The organism is Chloroflexota bacterium, from assembly GCA_013152435.1.
Classification (GTDB): Bacteria; Chloroflexota; Anaerolineae; order DUEN01; family DUEN01; genus DUEN01.
Genome location: JAADGJ010000061.1, coordinates 12,805 through 32,973 on the forward strand (window position 1 = coordinate 12,805; position 20,169 = coordinate 32,973).

At 64.7% G+C, this 20,169-nt stretch carries 17 protein-coding genes; 4 read left to right on the plus strand and 13 right to left on the minus strand.

Annotated features, from left to right (window positions below; all coding sequences use genetic code 11):
- Positions 1-12 precede the first annotated feature (12 nt).
- From GXP39_08350 to selD, 3 genes are all read left to right on the plus strand, one after another.
- Complete coding sequence (locus GXP39_08350) at positions 13-993, plus strand: ABC transporter permease (protein NOZ28047.1); 981 nt, start codon at positions 13-15, stop codon at positions 991-993.
- Between the two features lie 40 nt (positions 994-1,033).
- On the plus strand, positions 1,034-2,734 hold the full coding sequence (locus tag GXP39_08355) for a peptide ABC transporter substrate-binding protein (protein NOZ28048.1): 1,701 nt from the start codon (positions 1,034-1,036) through the stop codon (positions 2,732-2,734).
- A gap of 209 nt (positions 2,735-2,943) precedes the next feature.
- On the plus strand, positions 2,944-3,963 hold the full coding sequence (gene selD / locus GXP39_08360) for a selenide, water dikinase SelD (GenBank protein ID NOZ28049.1): 1,020 nt from the start codon (positions 2,944-2,946) through the stop codon (positions 3,961-3,963).
- A gap of 409 nt (positions 3,964-4,372) precedes the next feature.
- On the opposite strand, the gene GXP39_08365 is transcribed toward selD, so the two are convergent.
- Positions 4,373-6,706: a sodium-translocating pyrophosphatase gene (locus tag GXP39_08365; GenBank protein NOZ28050.1), complete on the minus strand. Its 2,334-nt coding sequence runs from the start codon at positions 6,704-6,706 to the stop codon at positions 4,373-4,375.
- A gap of 460 nt (positions 6,707-7,166) precedes the next feature.
- On the opposite strand from GXP39_08365, the gene rsfS reads away from it, so the two are divergent.
- Entirely contained in the window at positions 7,167-7,511 is a 345-nt protein-coding gene (rsfS, locus tag GXP39_08370; protein NOZ28051.1) for a ribosome silencing factor, read from the plus strand.
- Positions 7,512-7,632: 121 nt separating this feature from the next.
- Here the strand turns inward: rsfS and ndk are convergent, their stop codons facing one another.
- From ndk to rhaI, 12 genes are all read right to left on the minus strand, one after another.
- Positions 7,633-8,082, minus strand: a complete 450-nt coding sequence (gene ndk, locus GXP39_08375; GenBank protein NOZ28052.1) for a nucleoside-diphosphate kinase — start codon at positions 8,080-8,082, stop codon at positions 7,633-7,635.
- A gap of 387 nt (positions 8,083-8,469) precedes the next feature.
- Complete coding sequence (locus GXP39_08380) at positions 8,470-9,543, minus strand: histone deacetylase (GenBank protein ID NOZ28053.1); 1,074 nt, start codon at positions 9,541-9,543, stop codon at positions 8,470-8,472.
- A gap of 20 nt (positions 9,544-9,563) precedes the next feature.
- Positions 9,564-9,923, minus strand: a complete 360-nt coding sequence (locus GXP39_08385) for a translation initiation factor (GenBank protein NOZ28054.1) — start codon at positions 9,921-9,923, stop codon at positions 9,564-9,566.
- A gap of 63 nt (positions 9,924-9,986) precedes the next feature.
- Complete coding sequence (rph, locus tag GXP39_08390) at positions 9,987-10,730, minus strand: ribonuclease PH (protein ID NOZ28055.1); 744 nt, start codon at positions 10,728-10,730, stop codon at positions 9,987-9,989.
- 18 nt (positions 10,731-10,748) lie between these two features.
- Complete coding sequence (locus tag GXP39_08395; GenBank protein NOZ28056.1) at positions 10,749-11,138, minus strand: hypothetical protein; 390 nt, start codon at positions 11,136-11,138, stop codon at positions 10,749-10,751.
- Positions 11,128-12,270: a uroporphyrinogen III decarboxylase gene (locus GXP39_08400; GenBank protein ID NOZ28057.1), complete on the minus strand. Its 1,143-nt coding sequence runs from the start codon at positions 12,268-12,270 to the stop codon at positions 11,128-11,130. The genes GXP39_08395 and GXP39_08400 overlap by 11 nt, the downstream gene beginning before the upstream one ends.
- A gap of 94 nt (positions 12,271-12,364) precedes the next feature.
- A complete protein-coding gene (locus tag GXP39_08405; GenBank protein NOZ28058.1) occupies positions 12,365-14,344 on the minus strand; it encodes a tetratricopeptide repeat protein in 1,980 nt (659 codons plus the stop codon).
- A gap of 61 nt (positions 14,345-14,405) precedes the next feature.
- Entirely contained in the window at positions 14,406-15,194 is a 789-nt protein-coding gene (gene srlD / locus GXP39_08410) for a sorbitol-6-phosphate dehydrogenase (GenBank protein ID NOZ28059.1), read from the minus strand.
- Positions 15,191-16,951 (minus strand): alcohol dehydrogenase catalytic domain-containing protein, encoded by a 1,761-nt coding sequence (locus tag GXP39_08415; protein ID NOZ28060.1) that lies wholly within the window; start codon positions 16,949-16,951, stop codon positions 15,191-15,193. Before GXP39_08415 ends, srlD begins: the two co-directional genes overlap by 4 nt.
- Positions 16,952-16,994: 43 nt before the next feature.
- Positions 16,995-18,005: a TIM barrel protein gene (locus tag GXP39_08420; protein NOZ28061.1), complete on the minus strand. Its 1,011-nt coding sequence runs from the start codon at positions 18,003-18,005 to the stop codon at positions 16,995-16,997.
- A gap of 22 nt (positions 18,006-18,027) precedes the next feature.
- The gene (locus GXP39_08425) at positions 18,028-18,807 is read right to left on the minus strand and encodes a class II aldolase (protein ID NOZ28062.1); all 780 of its coding nucleotides are present in this window, start codon (positions 18,805-18,807) and stop codon (positions 18,028-18,030) included.
- Between the two features lie 10 nt (positions 18,808-18,817).
- Positions 18,818-20,068, minus strand: coding sequence for an L-rhamnose isomerase (gene rhaI / locus GXP39_08430; GenBank protein NOZ28063.1), 1,251 nt, complete (start codon positions 20,066-20,068; stop codon positions 18,818-18,820).
- Positions 20,069-20,169: the final 101 nt, after the last annotated feature.

Here is a 20,169-nt window from a genome sequence, read left to right on the forward strand (position 1 = left end):
GCTGAACGCGAGATGGGGCGCTTGGAACGTTGGCTGGGAACGGAAAATTATCGGGTTCTCAAGGCGCTGGTCACCAATCCCCTCTCCGTAACCGGGTTGGTCCTGCTCGCCTTCTTCGTCTTCATCGCGGTGGCTGCACCCGTATTGGCTCCGCCGGCCGGCCGGGATCCCTACCGGATCCCGCGCGATGGCTATAGCCCCGACCCCAAGCCGCCGGGCACCGAATGGCGTCGGCGCGAGCCGCCCCTGCCCTTCTGGTGGAAGCCGATCATGAAGACCGATCGTTGGGTCCACCTGCTGGGGACGGCCAGCGGGCAGTGGGATATCTACTACGGTGTGGTGTGGGGAACCCGCACCGCCTTTCGGGTCGGCCTGATCATCACGCTATCCGTGATGACCATTGGGATCCTGATCGGCTCCGTCTCCGCGTATTACGGGGGATTAGTCGATACGATCCTAATGCGCATCACCGATATCTTCCTGGCCTTTCCCTTCCTGGTGGCCGCGCTGACGCTTTCGGCCATCCTGACGCCCATCGTCGGAAAGGGGATCCTTCCCGCCACGATCGCTCTGATCGCCTTTGGCTGGATGGGGTACGCGCGCCTCATTCGGGGGGATATCCTGTCCGTCAAACAGCGCGATTTCGTGATGGCCGCTCGGGTGATCGGGGTGAAGGATCACAAGATCCTGATCCGCCACATCATTCCCAACGCCATCTTCCCCACCCTGGTGGTCGCCTCCATGGACATGGGGACGTACGTCCTGAGCTTCGCGGCGCTCAGTTTCCTGGGAATCGGCGCGGAGTTCGGTTACGCGGACTGGGGACAGCTCCTCTCCTTCGCCCGGGACTGGATCACCCAGCTGGCCACGTATTGGTATATCGTCGTCTTCCCCGGGACGGCCCTCGTCCTCTTCGTCCTCTCCTGGAATCTGGTGGGGGACGCGGTGCGGGATATCTTCGACCCGCGCATGCGGGGCCGGGGCGGAGCGTAGGCGACGGGGTATGTGACGCCCGATCGGATTTGAGCCTTCCGTGTTTCCTATTCAAGCGTTCTCATCGATCTTTCAGAGACGCCGTGCCACCCTCGGGTGGTATGGCGTCTTTCTCGTGCTGGCCGGCTTGTGGCTCCTGGCCTCTTCCTGTTCCCGCTCTCAACCCCCGGTCCCGACCGCCGGACCGCCTCCGCCCGCCCCTGTGGCGACGTGGACGCCCACCCCGTTGCCTCCCACCCCCACGCCGACGGCGACCCCAGGGCGACGGAACATCACGGTGGGATTGTCCCTGTCCGCCGCGACCCTGGACCCGCTTTTGTTGCCCTGGGACGATCCGGCGGCCCGGTTTCTGGTGGATGCCCTGTTCGATCGGCTGATGCCGCCCGACGCGGCCGATGGACGCCTGACGTCGGGGATCGTGCAGGCCTGGCGCGTGTCGGAGGACGGGCGCGCCATCACCCTCACGGTGCGTTCCGGTGTGGCCTGGCATGACGGCCGTCCGGTCACGGCCGAGGATGTAGCGTTTACCATCCGGGCGGCCCTGGACCCGGATCGGGACAGCCCCTACTTTGTGCGGCTCATGCCCGTTCGCTCGGTTGAGGTGGCTGGGGAGGCCACGGTGGTCGTGCGGCTGGACGAGCCCTCCTGTCCCACGCTGACGGCCCTGGGCGATCTCCCGGTGGTGCCGGCGCATCGCTTGCGAGAGGGGGCATGGGAGGCGTTTGGGCGTGTCCCCGTCGGCAGCGGCCCGTTGCGCTTCGTCGAATGGCAGGGGGACGGCGCGTTCACCCTCTCGGCCGCGGAGGGCCATTGGCGGGCCCGGCCGCGGATCGCCACCTGGTACGTGCGGCTGCTCTCCGCCGGGGAGATGGCGGGCGCGTGGGAGGCTGGCGAGCTGGATATCGCGATCCTGCCCCGCGCGTTGGCGCTGGACCCGCCATCCGATTGGCCTATCCGATGGGCGCCGGGACTGGAGTATGTGGGCGTCTTCTTCAACCAGGAGCGATTGGGGCTCTCCGATGCTCGCGTGCGTCGGGCGCTGTCCATGGCCCTCGATCGCTCACGGCTGAATCAACTCGTCCTGGGCGGTCGCGGGCTTCCGTTGGCCGCGCCCTGGCTGCCCTCGACCTGGGCCATTCAACCCGCGCCGACGCCGCCGCCATTCGACCCGGAGCGGGCGGGGGGATTGCTGGACGCGGCCGGCTGGCGGGATGAGGACGGGGACGGATGGCGGGAGAGGGGGGATGAGCCTCTGCTGGTCCGCGTCAAGACGAACGGCGAGAACCCGGTCCGGCGTGATCTGGCCATGCTGGTGGCGGCGGCCTACCGCTCCGTTGGCGTGCCCGCCGAGGTGGAGATCGTGCCTTACTTCAGCCTGATCGACGCGCTGTTCCGACACGATTACGATGTGGCCGTCTTCAGCTGGCCCATCGATCTGGACCCGGATCCGTCGCGCTACTGGCGCTCCGATCAGACTGAGCCGCGCCGTGGCTTCAACCTGACCGGGTGGCGGGATGATCGCACCGATGTTCTGTTGCGGGAGGGGTATGCGGCCCGGGCGTGCGCGTTCGACGAGCGCCGGGAGGCTTATCACGCGCTGGCCGTGCATCTGGCGGAGCAGCGGCCCGTGGATGTCCTGTTTGCGCTGCCCGCAGGCGTCGTCGTCCGGCCGGGGCTTCAGGGCGTAACGGTCAGTCCCTTCGCCGGCGTGGGGGCATCGTTTCCGGACTGGCGGTGGTGATTGGATATGGAGCCCCGGTTTCTCCGGGAGGCCGGAGCGCTGGATACCGGGCGTGTTGATTTGCCTCATTCGACTCTTCGGGTACAATGGCGGCAATCCCGGGGTGCCACTCTGTGTCGGATAATAGATCACTGCGTTCCGACGAGAGGATCAGGTTGCCCTGATAAGGAGAACGAGGCTTGACGCGAGAAGAGGTTCGGCTGACCGCGATGGCAGCCTGCGCCGGCTGAGCGAGCAAGCTGGCCCCAGAGGCCCTGGCGCAGGTCCTGCGTCCACTTCAAAACCTATTCCCGCCCGAGGCGCATCCCGAGGTGTTGGTCGGCCTGGGCGCGGTGGATGACGCCGCGGTCTATCGTCTGAACGATCGGCAGGCCATCATCAGCACCACCGATTTCTTCACGCCCGTGGTGGATGATCCCTATGATTATGGGGCGATCGCCGCGGCCAATGCCATGAGCGATGTGTACGCCATGGGGGGCGATGTCCTCTTCGCCTTGAACATCGCCGCTTTTCCCGCGGATATGGATCCGGATGTGATCGCTCGGATCCTGCGCGGTGGGGCGGACAAAGTGATGGAGGCGGGAGGGGTGATCGCCGGAGGGCACACGATCCAGGATCAGGAGCCCAAGTATGGCCTGGCGGTCGTGGGCATGGTGCACCCGGATCGGATCTTCACCAAGGGGGGCGCCCGGCCGGGCGATACGCTGTTCCTCACCAAACCGCTGGGGACCGGCGCGATCAGCACGGCCCTCAAGCGCGGGCTCGCGCGGGCCGATCACGTGAGCGCTATGGTCGAGAGCATGAAGCGGCTGAATCGCGTCGCGGCCATGGTTGCCCGGGAGGTCGGCGTTCGGGCGGCCACGGACATCACCGGCTTTGGACTGCTGGGACATGCCAGCGAGATGGTCCAGGCGAGCGGCGTGGGATTCCGCTTCCGGATGGGCGCGATCCCGCTCTTGCCCGGGGCGGCCGAGTACGCCGCCGAGTGGATCTTCCCGGGGGGCTCGCACAACAATAAGTCCTTCTACCGTTCCCTGGTGCGCTTCGGCGAGGAGATTCCCGAGGAGCGACAGATGCTTTTGTGGGATGCTCAGACCTCGGGCGGGCTGTTGGTCGCCGTCCCGCCCGGCCGGAGTGAGGATTTCCGAACCCTATGTGCGGATCGTGGACAATCGGTTTGGGAGATCGGCGAGGTGATCGAGGGGACGGGGATTGAGGTAGTCGCCTGAGGGAGATCGAGGGCCTGAAAGAAGAAAACGGAGGGGACGGCCGTCCCCTCCGTTTTTTCCTTAGAGCGTGTTTGAGAAATGCCATTGCTTCTACTATGGGGAGGCTCGGAGGGGCGGAGCCCCTCCGGAAAAAGCTTTTCTTTCGCCTTCGACCTGCCTGGCCTCGGCCTGGGTCCTCCGGAAAGGGCGGAGAAAGGCAGGTGCAGGCCGGAAAAGTGGATTTCCTGTGGAGGGGAGGTCCCCTCCACACCTCCCCCTGTGGAGCTGATCGCCGAGGAAGCCCCTCAGACACCTTACCGGCAAATTTTCAGAGAGCGTCTGAAGATCACTAAGTAGAGGGGCACGGCCGCCGCCGTGCCCCTCTTGCGTTTGTGGTCTGGAGATATTAGATCCCGTCCGATGGCATGCCTCACTCGCCGGCCGGCGCTGCAGCCGGAGCGGGGGAGCTGAGGATCTCCGCCTCCCGCTTGGAGGTGGAGATGGCCCACCACAGCACGGCCAGCAGGGCCACGATGACGATGATGGTAAAGACGCTCAATCCCTTGTACTGGACGATGATGGGGGCGATGATGACGCTGACCAGGTTCACCACCTTGATCATGGGGTTCAGCGCCGGCCCCGCCGTGTCCTTCAGCGGGTCGCCGACGGTGTCGCCCACCACGCTGGCCTTGTGGCGCTCGGATCCCTTGCCGGTGTTGGCCTCCAGGTTGCGGGGCTCGTCCTCGATGGTCTTCTTGGCATTGTCCCAGGCGCCACCCGCGTTGGCCATGAAGACGGCCAGCAGCTGGCCGGACAGGATGATGCCCGCCAGGAAGCCGCCCAGCGCCTCCACCTGCAGGAGCAGCCCGACCACGATCGGGGTCACCACGGCGATGGTGGCCAAGGAGACCAGCTCCTTCTGCGCCGCAACGGTGGAGATCTCCACGGCCCGGGCATAGTCCGGCTTCACCGTGCCTTCCAGGATGCCGGGGATGCGGAACTGTCGCCGGACCTCTTCCACCATCTGCCCGGCCGCGCGGCTCACCGCCCTGATGGCCAGCGAGGAGAATAGCCATGGGATCGCGCCGCCGATGAGCAGCCCGACGAAGACCACCGGCTCGGACACCCGGATGCCGTTGATCAGCGCCTGCGGATCGATCTTGGCCACGTCGGTGATGTAGGAGCCGAACAGGGAGACGGCGGCGATGACGGCTGAGCCGATGGCGATGCCCTTGGTGATGGCCTTGGTAGTGTTGCCCACCGCGTCCAGGTCGGTCATGATCTTGCGGGCGTCCTCATCCATGCCGGCCATCTCGCCGATGCCGTTGGCATTGTCGGCGATGGGACCGAAGGAGTCCATGGCCACGTTATTCCCGGTCAGGGTCAGCATGCCGATGCCGGTCATAGCCACGCCGTAGAGGACGAAGGCCGTCCGGGCGATGGTGTCAGACGGGACCTTACCCGCCTCCACGAACTGCTGGACCGGGACGCCGGCGTAGATCAGGATGGCCGCCCCGATGGTGAGGGCGATGACCAGGATGGCCCACACGGTGGATTCGTATCCCACGCCCAGGCCGGCGAGGATGGTCGTGGCAGGCCCGCCGTTGGTGGCCTTGCGGATCTCCTGTACAGGCGCCTTCTCGGTACCCGTGAAATAGTCGGTCAGACGGTCAATGAGGATGGCCAGGAAGACGCCCGCCGTCGTGGAGAGGAAGGGACGCCACCAGCCGCCGGGCACGCCCTCCATGTAGACGATGGCGACGATGCCGAACAGCACAATCGAGATGGCCGCCGAGGTGAGGTATCCTCGGAAGATGGCCGCCATCGCGTCGCCGCTCTTTTCCGGTCCACCCTTCACTCGATACGTGCCGATGATAGAGGCCAGCACGCCGATGCCGCGCACCAGGAGCGGATACAGGATCCACTCGATGTGGCCGGTGATCGCCGTGAGCGCCAAGCCCAGGATCAGGGCCGAGACGATGGTCACCTCGTAGGACTCGAAGATGTCCGCCGCCATACCGGCGCAGTCTCCCACGTTGTCCCCTACCAGGTCGGCAACCACGGCCGCGTTCCTAGGGTCATCCTCGGGGATATCCTGCTCGACCTTACCCACCAGATCGGCGCCGACGTCCGCCGCCTTGGTGTAGATGCCACCACCCACTCGCATGAAGAGCGCCAACAGCGTGCCGCCGAAGCCGAAGCCCAGAAGTGCGTCCGGCGCAGCCTTGCCGAAGATCATGAAGATCACGGTGCCGCCGAACAGGCCCAGGCCGTCGGTCAACATGCCCGTGATGGTGCCCGCACGATAGGCGATGCGCAGCGCGTCGCCGAAGCTGTGGCGAGCGGCCGCCGCCACGCGCACGTTGCCCTGCACCGCCATGCGCATGCCGATCTGCCCCACTGCCAGGGAGAATCCCGCACCCATCATGAAGGCGATGGCGCGCCCGAGCCCTACCAGTAGACGGACAGTGTTTTCACTTCGCCCTGCGAACCGTTCCATGGCCTCCGCGGTGGGGGGGACGATATACACGCTCAGGAACAGCGCCACCGTGAGGAGCCCGATGAACGGCAGGATCGTGCGGAGCTGACGGGTCAGGTACGCGTCGGCTCCTTGGCGGATCGCCTCCCAGACCTCCTGCATCTCCGCCGTGCCTTTGTCCTCTTGCATGATCTGTCTGCGTAGGAAGATGGCGTAGAGGAGGCCCAGGATTGCGATGCCCAGTACCGCCCAGACAGCAATTGTCTCCAGGGGAGTCAAACCCATTGTGCCCATGATCGATCCCTCTTACCTCCATTCCTCAGAATATAGCCGGGCTTGCAATCGCCCGGCTGATGATCTCTATATCCAAACCCAGCAGCATCCCTGGCTTGGATCGCTCGATTGGACGGCCTCTAGCGCCTTGGCGGTGCTTATGTATATATCATCGCGGTACAGGCAAGCTGCTTATCATTGCTGGATTTTACTTGGCGGACTTGGGGAAGTCAAGAATTTAGATCATAGGCCGTGCGCCCAATTCGGGGTCGTTCATATAAAATGGGGGCTCTCCTGAAAGGCGGCCCTGTAAGGGTTTCGGAGGCCTCCGGATGGGTTTCGGAAGGAAAAATGGTTGCTTCTTCGCATGGGGTATGATAGAATGAAACCGGCATGGTGCCCTGGCGGGAGGCTGGGGCATAGCTGTGAATTGCCGTGATGATCATTCCAGGATTTGAGCGGGAGGTGTGATCTGGAGTCAGCGGAACTGGCGCATGCCATTGTCAACCTGGTGGAAGAGCATCAGGCAGAGGACATCGTGATGCTCGACCTCCGCACGGTGTCCATCCTTGCTGACTATTTCGTGATCTGCTCTTCGGAGTCGGAGCGACAGTCCCGGGCGATCATGGAGGCGGTGGATGAAGGCCTGGGACATTTGGGGAAGGCCCCGCTAGGTGTGGAAGGGTCGGCCAGCGCTGGCTGGATCCTGATGGATTACGGGGATGTCGTGCTCCATATCTTCTCCGCCGAGAAGCGGGCGTTCTATCGGCTGGAGGAGTTCTGGCAGCAGGCGCCCGTGGTGGTGAAGGTCCAGTAGCATGGCTGCTTCCCGATCAGAATGAGAAAATCAAGAGCCCGGGATGTCCCGGGCTCTTGTCGTATCGTGATGGCGGGGTATAACCGGTGGCTGCTGACACATCGCTCTTACCGGCCCGAGTTCACTCGAAGATCCATGTGTCCAGGGCCCGATCGTAGCTGGCCAGTTCCTCCGGCTGGAACCACAGCGCGATCTCCGCCTGGGCCGTCTCCGGCCCGTCCGATCCGTGTACCAGGTTGCGTCCGATCTCCAGCGCGTAGTCGGCGCGAATGGTGCCCGGCGCGGCGTTGGCCGGGTTCGTGGCCCCCATGGTAGCCCGTGTGATCTCGATGGCGTTGTTCCCCTCCAGCACCATGGCCACTACCGGCGCCGATGTGATGTAGCGAATCAGTCCCTCGAAGAACGGCTTCCCCTCGTGGACGGCGTAGTGTTTGCGGGCCAGTTCCTCGCTGACCTGGACCAGCTTCAGCCCCACGATCTTCAGGCCACGGCGTTCGAGCCGCTCGATGATGGTCCCCACCAGGCCTCGTTGGACCCCATCCGGCTTGATGAGCACTAAGGTGCGTTCCACGTTGTCCGCCTCCTTATCCCTTGGTCTTGCGAGAGTGTGTCTGGGAGCGTATCCGAAAATTTACCGGTAAGGTGTCTGAGGATCTCCCTCAGCTACCAGCCCCACAGGGAGAAGTGAGGAAGGGACCTTCCCTTCGGGGGAAAGCCCCTCTGGGCCTCCCCATGGCGGGAGCAACGGGATCTCTCAGACACGCTCCGAGTGCATAGCGGCCGGAATTATGCACCGCTCAGGGCGAAAAGTCAAAGCGCCCGGGGACGGACGCAGGGCTTTTTCAAAGTCAGTGATGGAAATCGGGGGAGGAAGAAAGCCTTTCTTGTGGCCACGGGTCGGCCGGTCTAGGCCTCGCTTCCCCTGGCCCGGCAGCGTGGTGAACGGGCGCGCGAGGGATCAGCCGAGGTGATGGATCTCCCGGATCTCGTGGAGCAACTCGTCGATCGGCCGCTCCGGATGTGGGGAAGGCCCCAGTGGGTCGCTGACGGGGGCCTGAACGTCCTGCAACAGGCGCAGCGTCGTCAGCACGCCATGGGCCAGCACATCCAGGTGGTAGCCGCCCTCCAGCACGAAGACCAGCCGCCCCTGGCACCACATCTCGGCCAGCTCAAGCAGGCGTCGGATGAGGGAGGCATATCCGGTGATGGAGAGCAGCATCCCGGCCAGCGGATCGGCCCAGTGGGCGTCGTAGCCGGCCGATCCCAGGATGAGCTGCGGCCGATAGCGCTCCACGATGGGGACCAGGACCTCGTCGAAGGCCCGGCGATATCCCTCGTCGCCGACCCGGTAGGGGAGCGGGACGTTGACCGTATATCCCTCGCCAGGGCCCTCTCCGATCTCCCCCCGGCTGCCGGTGCCGGGGTAGAAGGGATACTGATGCGTGGAAAAGTACAGGACGCCTGGGTCCTGATAGAACACCTCCTGGGTGCCGTTCCCGTGATGCACGTCGAAGTCGACGATGAGGATGCGGTCGAGCTGGTGTTCGGTCTGGGCGAAGCGGGCGGCGACGGCGACGTTGTTGAAGAGGCAGAATCCCATGCCCTGCTTGGGGCGAGCGTGGTGGCCGGGCGGTCGGATCAGCGCGAATCCGTTGCGCGCCCGGCCGGAGAGCACGGCCTCGGTGAGGTTCACGGCACCCCCGGCCGCGGTCAGCGCGGCCTCATACGAGAACGGCCGCACGTACGTGTCCATGTCCAGGTACCCACCGCCCTGATCGGCGCGCCGCTTGACCCGCTGGATGTACTCCTCGCTGTGGACCCGGGCGAGCCGCTCCGGAGTGATGGAGGTGGCTTCCACGGACCGGAGCTGCTCCAGGATTCCCTCCTTTTGCAATAGCTGGCTCACGGCGACGATCCGCTTATGGCTCTCCGGGTGATTGGCCAGGTCGTGCTCCGCTTCCTGCGGGTTATATGTGTAGGCCGTGACGCTTGGGGGGGCCGAGTTCTGTTGAAGGCGTCCGTTGTCGCTCATGAAGGGCTCCTGAGATGGGTTTATCCGCCGACGAACTTCACCGTATATCCCCGCTTCCGCAGGATCTGGGCGACGCGTTCCCGGTGGTCTCCCTGTACTTCGATGACGCCGCTTTTGACGGTGCCACCCGCGCCGCACTCCCGACGCAGGGCCTTCCCCAGCGCCGCCAGCTCGGCCGGGGCGAGCTGAAGCCCGGAGACGGTGGTCACAACCTTGCCGCGGCGGCGCTTGCGGTCCAGGGCGATGCGCGCCACCTGCCGGCCTGGCGGCGGCGATTCGGGTGGACATGTGCAGGGGGATTGCCCGCACGTGGGGCAAGGAGGCTCGGGTTCCGGGTCGGTGGAATACACCACGCGACGGTCAGATCGGCGAGATTTCATCGTTTCTCCGGTCCATACGCGCTCGTAGTTGCGGCGCCTGTGGAGAAGGGGCCGGGCGGCCGGTCAGGTGACCAGCCCGGGCCAGACGTCAGGATGCTCCGCCAGGGCACGCCGCTGCGCTTCCAGCAGCTGTCGAATCCCTTCCTCGGCCAGGTCGAGTAACCGGTCCAGGGTGGCACGAGCGAAGGGCGGCCCTTCCGCCGTGCCCTGCACCTCGACGAATTCGCCCGCGCCCGTCATTACCACGTTGCAGTCCACCTCCGCCCGGGAGTCCTCCTCGTAGCACAGGTCCAGCAGGGGGACGCCGTCGACGATGCCCACGCTGACCGCGGCGACGGGCGTCTGAAAGACCTCTTCGTTGATGGCCCCTTCGGCGATCAACCGGCTGAGCGCCAGGGCCACGGCCACCCAGCCGCCCGTGATGCTGGCCGTGCGCGTGCCGCCGTCCGCCTGCAGCACGTCGCAGTCCACCACCAGGGTGCGCTCGCCCAGCGCTTCCAGGTTGACCGCGGCGCGCAGGGAGCGGCCGATCAGGCGCCGGATCTCCTGGGAACGGCCGGAGGGGCCGCGTTGCTCGCGCGGCGTGCGGGTGTGCGTCGAGCGGGGGAGCAGGGCATATTCGGCGGTCACCCACCCTCGCCCTTGGTCCGCGAGCCAGGCGGGCACTCCCTCCTGCACGGAGACGTTGCACAGCACCCGGGTGCCTCCGCACGTGATCAGGACGGAGCCCTCCGGATAGGTGATGTAGTCCAGCGTGAAGCTTGTTGGGCGTAGATCCTCTGGCGCCCGGCCATCGGGACGCGACATGGATTCCTCCCGAGTGGATCAGGTGGACAGTGGATAGGCGATGGCCGTCATCAGGGCCATGTTGGTCTGGGTCGTGTCCAGCCGGCTGTACTGGACGACCACCGGGACGTCGCTGCGCACCCGGATGGCATAGGGCACGCCGATGGGGATCTCCACGCCGCCGATCTGCTCCGGCTGGTCCAGGCGCAGGTGGCGGGTGCGTTCGGCCGGTATGGTCACCTCCACGTCCTTGATCGGCGGTCGGTCCTCGAAGTAGAAGTCCAGATGTAGATGGGCATCCTTCGGGCCGGTGTTCAGCACGCAGATGGCCTCATGTCCGAAGTAAGGGCCCTCCCCGATCGGCTCGGGCAGGTAGGCGTCCGGGATCAGCCATCGAGTGGCGCCCTCGTGTCCGTTCTCATTCGGCATCGTCGAACCTCCTCCCATCGTATCGGGTGTAGCGCTCCACCGCCCACATGAAGCAGCGCAGGCGATCGAAGGTGGTGCCGGCCGCGATGCTCCCTGCCGTCGTGACCACCAGGCCGCCCTCGCGTCCCACGGCATCGAAGTCCCGCCGTACCTCCGCGATGATCGCCTCATATGGCGCGTTGCGCAGGGTCATGGGGGCGACCTGCCCGTGGATGCAGGTGTGCGGCATGTGCCGACGGATGTCGATGGCCTTTACCGTGGGGCCGAAGTTCACCGCCGAGAAGTTGAACCGGGCCAGGATGGGCAGCAGGTGATCCATGGCGCTGTCGGAGTGCTGATATCGCCAGTCATCCGGATCCGGCGCCAGCTGATCGAAGACGTACTGCAGCACCGGCGCGCAGAAGCGCTCGTAGAGGTCGGGGGAGAGCAGCGCGCAGTTATCGTCCAGGAAGCTGTAACCGCGCGGGGTAACCCCGAGGGCGTCGGCCATGATGTGGGCGTATTCGACCAGCTTCTGGGCCAGCAGCTCGTGGAAGCGCTGCATTTCGGCCGGATGGTCGATGAGGAAGTACAGGTAGCGTTCCGTGCCGCACACCGAGGTGCCGATGGTGGCCGGGCCGCGGCTGCTCATTGGGCGGGGCGGCTTCCCGGCCTCCGGTGGCAGCGCATTGGGGAAATCGGGCATACCGTCCTGGAAGATGAAGTCGGCCATGTCCATGCGTTCCACCTGATCCATGATCCGGACCAGGTCCTCGATGGTATGGACGGAGGGCTCCAGCCAGGGTGTGCCCCCCTCCGTTAGTTCCTGATAGGAGCCGAAGACCTCCTCGATGCGTTTGGGCGGAGGCCAGGCGATGGCTTCCGGGAATGGCCGGATGCCGATCTCCCGCTGACATCGATCGTTGCAACGGCGGTTCATCTCCAGCCGGTAGTCGATGTCCTTGTAGTACCGCACCGTCGAGGGAACCTTCATCTCGTCCAGGAGCCAGTGGTCATCCACCGGCAGGAGGATAGCAGCCCGGGGCTTGTCGGTTGAGAAGCAGTCCCCCGAGCTGGCCGCGTTCTCCTCCCAGAACCGTTCCAGGTCCAGTTCGAAGCGTCTCTCAGGCTGATTCCTCTCGGTTACACGCATGATCTCTTGGATACCTCACGGTAAGTGTAAAGCTTCGGGATACAAGGGATGGAGGATTCCGTCGAATAGTTGGCGATCGCGAACGGTCATGATGCTACCTCTGGCCGGGCCGGAGCCGGTGGAGGAGGCCGGAGATTGAGGTGCGCTCCACTCTGCGGCGTAAGGCAGGCACAACAGGATTTTGAGGATCCGCCTCCTCCAGCATCTGCACCCAGGCCTCCGCACCTTCTCGCTGGTTTTCTGCCAAGAGGATCTCTATTTGCGCGTGGCATAGTGCTACGAACTCGCTGATGTGAAGTTGTTCTCTCTTCATTACCGGATCGATCAAGCTCTGTGCCTCTTCCACTTTCCCCTCGCGCGCCAGAGAGACCGCGAGGTTGCAGCGCCCAATGGCATAATCGGGGTTGCGCTCGACGATCTGTCGAGTCAAAGCGTGTGCCTTTTCCACCTCGCCGCGGGACATGTAGACCACCGCCAGGTTTTGCAGGAAAGATGGATGATCCGGCATCAGCTTCAGGCCCTTTTGAAGCGCTTCCTCGGCTTCATCCAGGCGGTTTTCTCGGAGGGCCACCGCGGCCTTCTCCATCAATTTCTCGGCCTTGAGTGGTAACCGCGAAGATGGCTCAAAGGTGATCTCCCAGCCGAACAAGAGAATCTCCCGCTGTTCACCTCTTTGCCAGATTTGTATAGTTTGATCGCGTGGCAGGAGGCCTTGGTTGGCACAGTGCTGAGCCGCTCGGAGGCGCTGCTCGTCCGTCCCCCAGCGTCCCAGAGCGAAATCACGCAGGGCAATCTGCAGGTCCGGGTGCTCAGTGACCGCAGTAATATGATAGATCAGCTCTCGTGTCTCTGCGTCGCCGCGCTCCAGAAGGATCGGTGCCAAAGAGATGAACTGAGGATATCGCTTCAGGAAACGGGTGAATGCCTGACGGAGGTGTCGTTCGGTGGCCCGTGAGGAAGAAGGAACCGCTGCAAGGTCTTTCAACCAAGTCTGGGGAAGCCACTCCAGCATCGTGAAAGGCCACGCTCCTTGTCGCTCCCCTGGCGGAAGACGTAAATCCTCTAGGTTTTCCTGTGCCTTGTCCAGCCCGGGGAAGAGCTTGAGTGCTTGGCCCCACCAGTTTCGAGCCTGCTTCTCATGACCCAGACGGGCCGCCGCCACTGCCGCGTAGTGATACGCAAGGCCCATAATCGGGAGGTCTGGGATCCCGTCAGACTCCTTCGCCTGGCGGAACGCATCAAGAATGGCCTGGTCCATTCGGGCCCAAGAAAGGCCTTCTAGTTTCTTGATCAGTACATTGCCAGTGGCGTGGATGCTTTTCAAGCGGTCCCCGATCTCTTGGGCTTCCTTTTGGCGTCCGACCAGCACCAACGCTCGAAGAAGATTGCTGAGCGCGTTCACATCGTCCGGATCTCGCTCACAAACGTCTTGCTCGATTTCGATAGCTTCATCAATGCGTCCCTGGAAGATGTAACCCAGAGCTAGATTGTTCAGAGGAGCGACGAAGTGAGGAACAGATGCTTGTATCCTCCGCACGAGGCGCTCAAGCTCTGTGATTTTTTGTTGTTGCAGGGCGATCTGGGCTTGCTCATGCAACGTCAGGATTTCAAGAGCGCTCTCGGATGGGATCCCAAGCCTCTCCACCTCCTCCGCGAGGAGAGATTTCGTCAGATCGACCGCCTCTTGTACCCTGGGAGCAAGGGGATGGTGCGGCCATCTCCGGATAAACTCTTGCCCCTCCTGGAACGCCAACGCGAGGAACCCGTTATTCCCGTAAGCTAATGCCAGATTGTATCGGTGCTCAGGCACCGTGGGCTCCAGGTCTACCAGACGCAGAGCAATGGGAATTGCTTCTTGATGGTGCCCGCTTTCTATGAGAGAGGCTAGTTGCAGGCTCAAGACACCCGGATCATTCGGATATCGTCTCGCAAGCTTTGCCGACGCCTCAGATGCCCGCTTGAAGTCCCCTTCCAGGATCCACGCCTCGATGCGCTCGATCTCCCGCGCCGGTGCTTCTCTCCGGCGTGGCGAGGCCCGCTTTCCAGGTTTTCTCTTCTTCCTTCGCTTTGCCATAATGTTGAGTTGCTCCTCCTTCCGCCGCTGTGAACAGGTAGCGCTGGAATTGTCTGCCGCCTCAGCGCATCTCCTGTCCGCCCGTCACGTTGATCGCCTGTCCCGTCATGTAGGATGCCTGATCGGAGGCCAGGAAGACGACTACATTGCACACATCCTCGTAGGTGCAGGCGCGGCCCAGCGGCACCTGTTCCTCATACCGACGGCGCACCTCCTCCGGCGTGATGCCCCAGCGCTTGGCGTATTGCTCGTACAGGCTCTCCTTCCATAAGGGGGAGTCCAGCAGGTTGCCGGGACAGACAGCGTTCACTCGCACGTTGTACGGGGCCAATTCCAGCGCGATGCTCTGGGTGAGCCCGATGCCGCCGAACTTGGACGCTGCGTAAGCCGAGTTGCGGAAGCTCCCCTTCTTCCCCGACTTGGAGTTGATCTGGATGATGACGCCGCTGCGCTGCTCCTTCATGATCTTAGCGGCCGCACGAGCGGACAGGAAGTAGCCGACCAGGTTGACCTCGATCACCTTGCGCCAGTGGTCCACCGGGATCTCGGTCAGCTCGCCGGAGATCACGATGCCCGCGTTGGCCACCAGGATATCCAGCCTGCCGAAGGCCTCCACGGCCTTTGCCGCGACGGCCTCCGTCTGTTCCTCCACGGTGACGTCACAATACAAAGGAAGCGTGCGGCGCCCGGTCTCCTCCGCGATGGCGGCAGCCGCCGCCTCCACGCCCTCCTGGTTGATATCGGTCATGATCACGTGGGCTCCCTCTTGGGCCAGCCGGCGGCTGATGGCCTCGCCCAGCCCTCGGGCTGCCCCAGTCACCCAGGCGATTCGGTCCGGCAGCACGTTCATGGTAGCAACGCCTCCAGGAAAGCGATCTCCGCCGCCCGCGTCCAGGTGCGGCCGCCGTCCTCCAGGTGTCTGGCGACCTCCGGCAGCTTTTCACCCAGCTCGCTCAATGGCGTCAACGGGAAATCCAGGATCTGCGGATACACCACGATCTTCCCTGGGAACCGGCCCTCAGCCACGGCCCGTAGCCCTTCCTTTACGGCGCGCAGCCCCGCCACCGCGGCCACGGAGCCGTTAGGGCTGAGCTGGCCGTTGGCCGCCTTCTCCATGACCCGGCGCATGTCGGCGATGGTGGACCCGCTGGACCCGATGTAGCGCACGCCGCGCTGGATGATGGCGTTGACGTCCAGGTGGGCCAGCGTGCCCCGCGGCAGCCCCGCGAACAGGTTCACGACGGCCCCATCCGCCGCGAGCGCCGTCAGGGCTGTCAATCCCTCCGCCGACGCGGCGCAGATGATCACATCATCAAAGCCGTGCCCTTCCGTGAGGGCGTCCATCTCCTCGGCGAAGGCTTCCGGCGTGAAGTTCCCCTGAGAGCGGGTGAACAGCTTCACGCCCTGACGCTGCGCCAGGTTCTTGAATTTGGCGGCCAGCTCCTGGATCCGAGGCGAGCGCAGATTGGTGGCGACGACGATGGATGGCCGCTCGGGAAGCTGGATCGCCCGCTGGACGTGCATGTGCCCCATGGGGCCCGCGGCTCCCACGAAGAGCGCACAGCCGCCCGGCTTCAGCTCGGAGCGGATGGGCTGGTATGAGGCGGCGATGTCCGGCCCCGGCGATCCCACGAAGGTCGTGTGATCGTAGTGCAGGCGGCCCACATCCAAGGCCACCGGCCGCTCGATGGGCGCTGGGGAGACGATGTTCAGGATGCCGCCGTGGGCCAGATGGCGACTGGCCGCCTCGATGACCTCCGGCGCGATGGGCCCCAGGATGACGATATCGTCGAACCCGGCGTCCCCGGTGTGCTCTCGGGCTCGCTCGTACTCCTCCGGTGACAGCCCGTCCAGCGTGACCACTTCGATGCCCAGGGCCTCCGCCCGGGCCGTCAGCTCGTCGCGCAGGGCGGCCGGCACGTCGCTCAGCACGATCCGGGCGGGGTGCGCATCCGCGTCCAGGCCGCGGCTGATCGTATAAGTCGGCCCGTCTACCCCACCGCCCAGGAACCAGGCGATGCCATCCGGCTTCAGCCCCGTGCGGTATTCGATCACATACGCGGCCTCCACACAAGCCCACGGCTCCGTCAAGGCGGCCTCGCTATAGCCGAGCGATTCCGGCATCGGCAGCAGGTAGCAGCCCTCATCCCCGTGCAGGATCTCCTCGCCCACCAGCGCGTATTGCGAATAGCCCCCCTGGAGGCGGTACCCATAAGCCATCCCCCGGCCCTTGTAGTAGATGTCCGCCTGCACGGCGAAGCGATCACCGATATGGTATTGATCGCGCAGGTGCTCGCCCACGCCGACCACGGTCAGCGCGACCTCATGGCCCATCACGACCGGCTGTTTCTCCAGGTCACGGCCGACGAGGCGAGGGTGGCTGCCCCCCTGGCGGATGATCTTGATGTCGGAGAAGCAGATGCCCACCGCGTCGTGGCGGACCAGCAATTGGTCTGGCCCGGGTTGAGGGACCGGGGCCTGGATCGGCTGCCCGTCCCGCCCCAGCCGTTCGAAGCCCGCGCCGTAGAGGGGCCACAGCCACTGCCGCCCGGGGATCGGCCCCTGTCCCGAGCGGTAGTGCTCCCATTTGCCTTGCTTTGCCATCATTCCCTCATCCTTCGTCTTCCGTCTCTCGCCCTTCGGCTGTCGTCTATTCCTCGAATGTCCAGGTCAGCCCGCCCTCCGGCACGAATTGACGCAAGTACTGGGCCGATTCCTTCAGCTCACGCAGCAGCCGCTCCTCCGTCACCGTGGAGCCGGGGATGATCTCCGCGATCAGGAAGTGCTGTTCCACCGGCTGCATGATCCCGCTCAGCCGGTTCTCCGACCAGTGGCGATGTCCCCACTCCATGGCCTCCAGCACCTTCTGGATCTCGATGTGGCCCCGCTCGTTGTACTCCTCGGTGAACGGCCAGTGATGGCTGCCGTCCGGCGTCGTCTGTTGCAGGTGGATGACCTCGCTCACCGGCGCCAGAGCTCGAAGCCAGGCGGTGTAATCCAGATCATCTCCAGTGGCGCCGTAGTGCATACCCGCCTGGTGCCCCACGTCGATGGTCAGGTAGAGGGGGACGCGCGGGGTCGAAAGGGGGGCTCCGTTCACCGCCTCCAGGTATTGGAACGCCTGCTCGATGGTCCACGGCACCTCGCTAGGGATATACATCTGCTCGTTGTAGAGCGCTGTCAGGCCCTTTTGCGCGGCGATCTCGCACAGCCCCTGGAACGTGTCGTATAGCCGTTCCAGCGCCTCCTGGGTGCGGGCGGAATCGGAGAGGACCTCGACGGATAGGGCGTCCCAATGGCCGCCCAGCCGGGTGGCTCCCAGCGCCAGCGTGATGTCCATGGCCTGCACGATCCACTCCCGCATGCGGGCGCGCACGGAGGGATCGCTGTGGGAGAGGCCGTGGAAGCGGTGGGTGGCCACGCCCGTGTAATAGTCGCAGATCGTGACGCCGTAGCGTTCGGCTGCTCGTCGCGCGGCCTCTGCGGCTCGTAACTGGTACGCGCGATCGCCGCTGAAGAAGGGATCGATCACGTCGCCGCAGAACTCCAGGTATGGATATCCGAGTTCCGCCGTCAGGCGCAGCCAGTTCTCCGGCTCCTCCCACCGCCGGGTGAGGAAGGCGCCGTTGATGCCGATGTCAAGTTTGACCGTGCGTGTCATGAGAGCCTGTTCCCTCCTGTGGTCACTGCAGGCCCAGCACTCGGCGGCGCAGCGCCTCGTCCGGGCGGGTGTGGATGCGTGCGGCCTGCTCCTCGGTGAGGAAGTGAGGGCCGCCCAGGGCATACGTGCCCGCTAACACGCGGGCCGTCTTGACCGCCATCGCCGTGACGTTCAGCACCTCCTGGGGGCTCTTTCCCAACGCGATGAGCCCGTGGTTTTGCATCAGGATGACCTTCGGAGGCTCCCCCCATCGATCCAGATAGGCTCGGATCTCGTCCCGAACGCGGCGCGCCAGCGGCACGCCGGGATCGACGTAGGGCACGAAGACCGGCGCGGGGCCGCATACCACGATCTCGTCGGGAAAGAGCCGCCCCGCGTACGCGGCCACCGCCGCCTGGGAGCACAGGATCGCGTTCACAGCGGTGGGGTGGGTGTGTCCCACCCACGATGCGCCTCCCTCGGTCAGCGCCAGCGCGTGCAGGACCGTCTCCACTGAGGGATGGCGAGGTGCCTTCGGATCGACCTTGGCGGCGGTCAGCCCGGCTTTCACGGCGGCATCGGAGATGTCCTCGGCCTCCAGCAGCGCCAGCGCCCGCTCGAAGGAGACCTCCACCACGCCCGTCTCGTCCAGCGTTCGTAGCTCCGCGCCGCTGGCCTTCACGAAGAACGTCTCCCCGTCGATCCGGGCAGATGTGTTCCCCTCGCCCAGGATGGCGTAGTCCATCTCGGGCCGGCCCAATTCCCTGGACATCCAGATCAACTGGGAGAGGATCTCTTGTTTATGTTGTTCGTTCTCGCTCATATCGAATGCCTCACGCGCCGGGGTAGCCGCCGGAGGAGCCTTCGCCCGTGCCGCGCTCGCGAGCGATCTTCTCCTCGTAGCCGGAGGCGCGATGGGCGGCGATGGGATCCGGCTCCAGCCCCATCTCCACGCGCACCTGGGCCAGCAGCGGGCGCACGTCGGTCTCGTAGGCCTGAGCCAGGATCTCATGCGCGCCCAGGACGTCGCCCTCCATCTGGGCCTGGGCCAGCGCCTCCCGATCGACCAGCAGCGCCTTGGCATAGGCCGTCTGCACGTTCATCACGGACAGGATCATGGCCTCGATCTTGGATTCGATGTTGTGCGACTGGTCGATCATGTAGGCCACATTGCGGGCGCACTCGGACACGGTGGGATCGGGGTCCTGCTCGGCCGCGATCAGCTCGTTGAAGATGAGGAACAGCTCGAAGGGGTTGACGGTGCCGACGATCAGGTCGTCGTCGGCGTACTTGCGGGCGTTGAAGTGGAACCCGCCCAGCCGGCCCTCGTCCAGCAGCAACGCCACGATGTGTTCGACGTTGGTCCCCTGGGGGTGATGGCCGGTGTCGACCAGGACCTGCGCCTGGGGGCCGAGCTTCAGGGCCATCATGTAGGAGGTGCCCCAGTCGGGCAGGTCGGTGTGGTAGAAGGCGGGCTCGAAGAACTTGTACTCGATCAGCATGCGCATATCGGGCGGCATCGCCGCGTACACCTCCGCCAGGGCCTCCTCCATGCGGTCCTTCCGGGCCCGGAAGGAGTCCTGTCCGGCGTAGTTGGTGCCGTCGGCGAACCAGAGGCTGATGATCTCGGACCCCACGGCCTTGGCGATCTCGACGCATTCCAGCATGTGGGCGACGGCCTGCTTGCGCACGTCGGGATCCGGGTTGCAGATGGAGCCGAGTTTGTAGATGTCGTCCTGGAAGACGTTGGGGTTCACTGCTCCGATCTTGACCCCCAGGGAGTCGGCATAGGAGATGACCTGGCCCCAGTCGTCCACCTTATCCCAGGGGATGTGGACGGCCACGGTGGGGCAGATGCCCGTCAGCCGATGGACGTGGGCGGCGTCCTCCAGCTTCTCCCACAGGTTGCGGGCCGCGCCTGGCCACGGGAACACCTTGAAGCGTGTGCCGGAGTTGCCATATCCCCACGAGGGGGTCTCCACACGCTGCGCCTTCAGGGCCGCCTTCACGGCCTCTACGTCAACGCCGCGATCTGCCAGTTGTTCGGCCAGGAGAGGATAGGCCTTCAGGTAGTCTGTGGACATGGGAATCCTCCATCTGGGCTGGATGGGCTGACTTGCCTCGGAAGTGTCGGCTGCGCGTCACTGGGGGGCGTGATCGATGGCGACCTTGAGCAGGCCGGACC

Excerpts from the sequence above, each read along its gene's own strand:
- GXP39_08350 (NOZ28047.1), top strand. The coding sequence starts at position 13 with ATGGGGCGCTTGGAACGTTGGCTGGGAACGGAAAATTATCGGGTTCTC.
- GXP39_08365 (NOZ28050.1), bottom strand. The coding sequence starts at position 6,706 with ATGGGTTTGACTCCCCTGGAGACAATTGCTGTCTGGGCGGTACTGGGC.
- GXP39_08380 (NOZ28053.1), bottom strand. The coding sequence starts at position 9,543 with ATGAGCGACAACGGACGCCTTCAACAGAACTCGGCCCCCCCAAGCGTC.
- GXP39_08385 (NOZ28054.1), bottom strand. The coding sequence starts at position 9,923 with ATGAAATCTCGCCGATCTGACCGTCGCGTGGTGTATTCCACCGACCCG.
- rph (NOZ28055.1), bottom strand. The coding sequence starts at position 10,730 with ATGTCGCGTCCCGATGGCCGGGCGCCAGAGGATCTACGCCCAACAAGC.
- GXP39_08395 (NOZ28056.1), bottom strand. The coding sequence starts at position 11,138 with ATGCCGAATGAGAACGGACACGAGGGCGCCACTCGATGGCTGATCCCG.
- GXP39_08400 (NOZ28057.1), bottom strand. The coding sequence starts at position 12,270 with ATGCGTGTAACCGAGAGGAATCAGCCTGAGAGACGCTTCGAACTGGAC.
- GXP39_08405 (NOZ28058.1), bottom strand. The coding sequence starts at position 14,344 with ATGGCAAAGCGAAGGAAGAAGAGAAAACCTGGAAAGCGGGCCTCGCCA.
- srlD (NOZ28059.1), bottom strand. The coding sequence starts at position 15,194 with ATGAACGTGCTGCCGGACCGAATCGCCTGGGTGACTGGGGCAGCCCGA.
- GXP39_08415 (NOZ28060.1), bottom strand. The coding sequence starts at position 16,951 with ATGATGGCAAAGCAAGGCAAATGGGAGCACTACCGCTCGGGACAGGGG.
- GXP39_08420 (NOZ28061.1), bottom strand. The coding sequence starts at position 18,005 with ATGACACGCACGGTCAAACTTGACATCGGCATCAACGGCGCCTTCCTC.
- GXP39_08425 (NOZ28062.1), bottom strand. The coding sequence starts at position 18,807 with ATGAGCGAGAACGAACAACATAAACAAGAGATCCTCTCCCAGTTGATC.
- rhaI (NOZ28063.1), bottom strand. The coding sequence starts at position 20,068 with ATGTCCACAGACTACCTGAAGGCCTATCCTCTCCTGGCCGAACAACTG.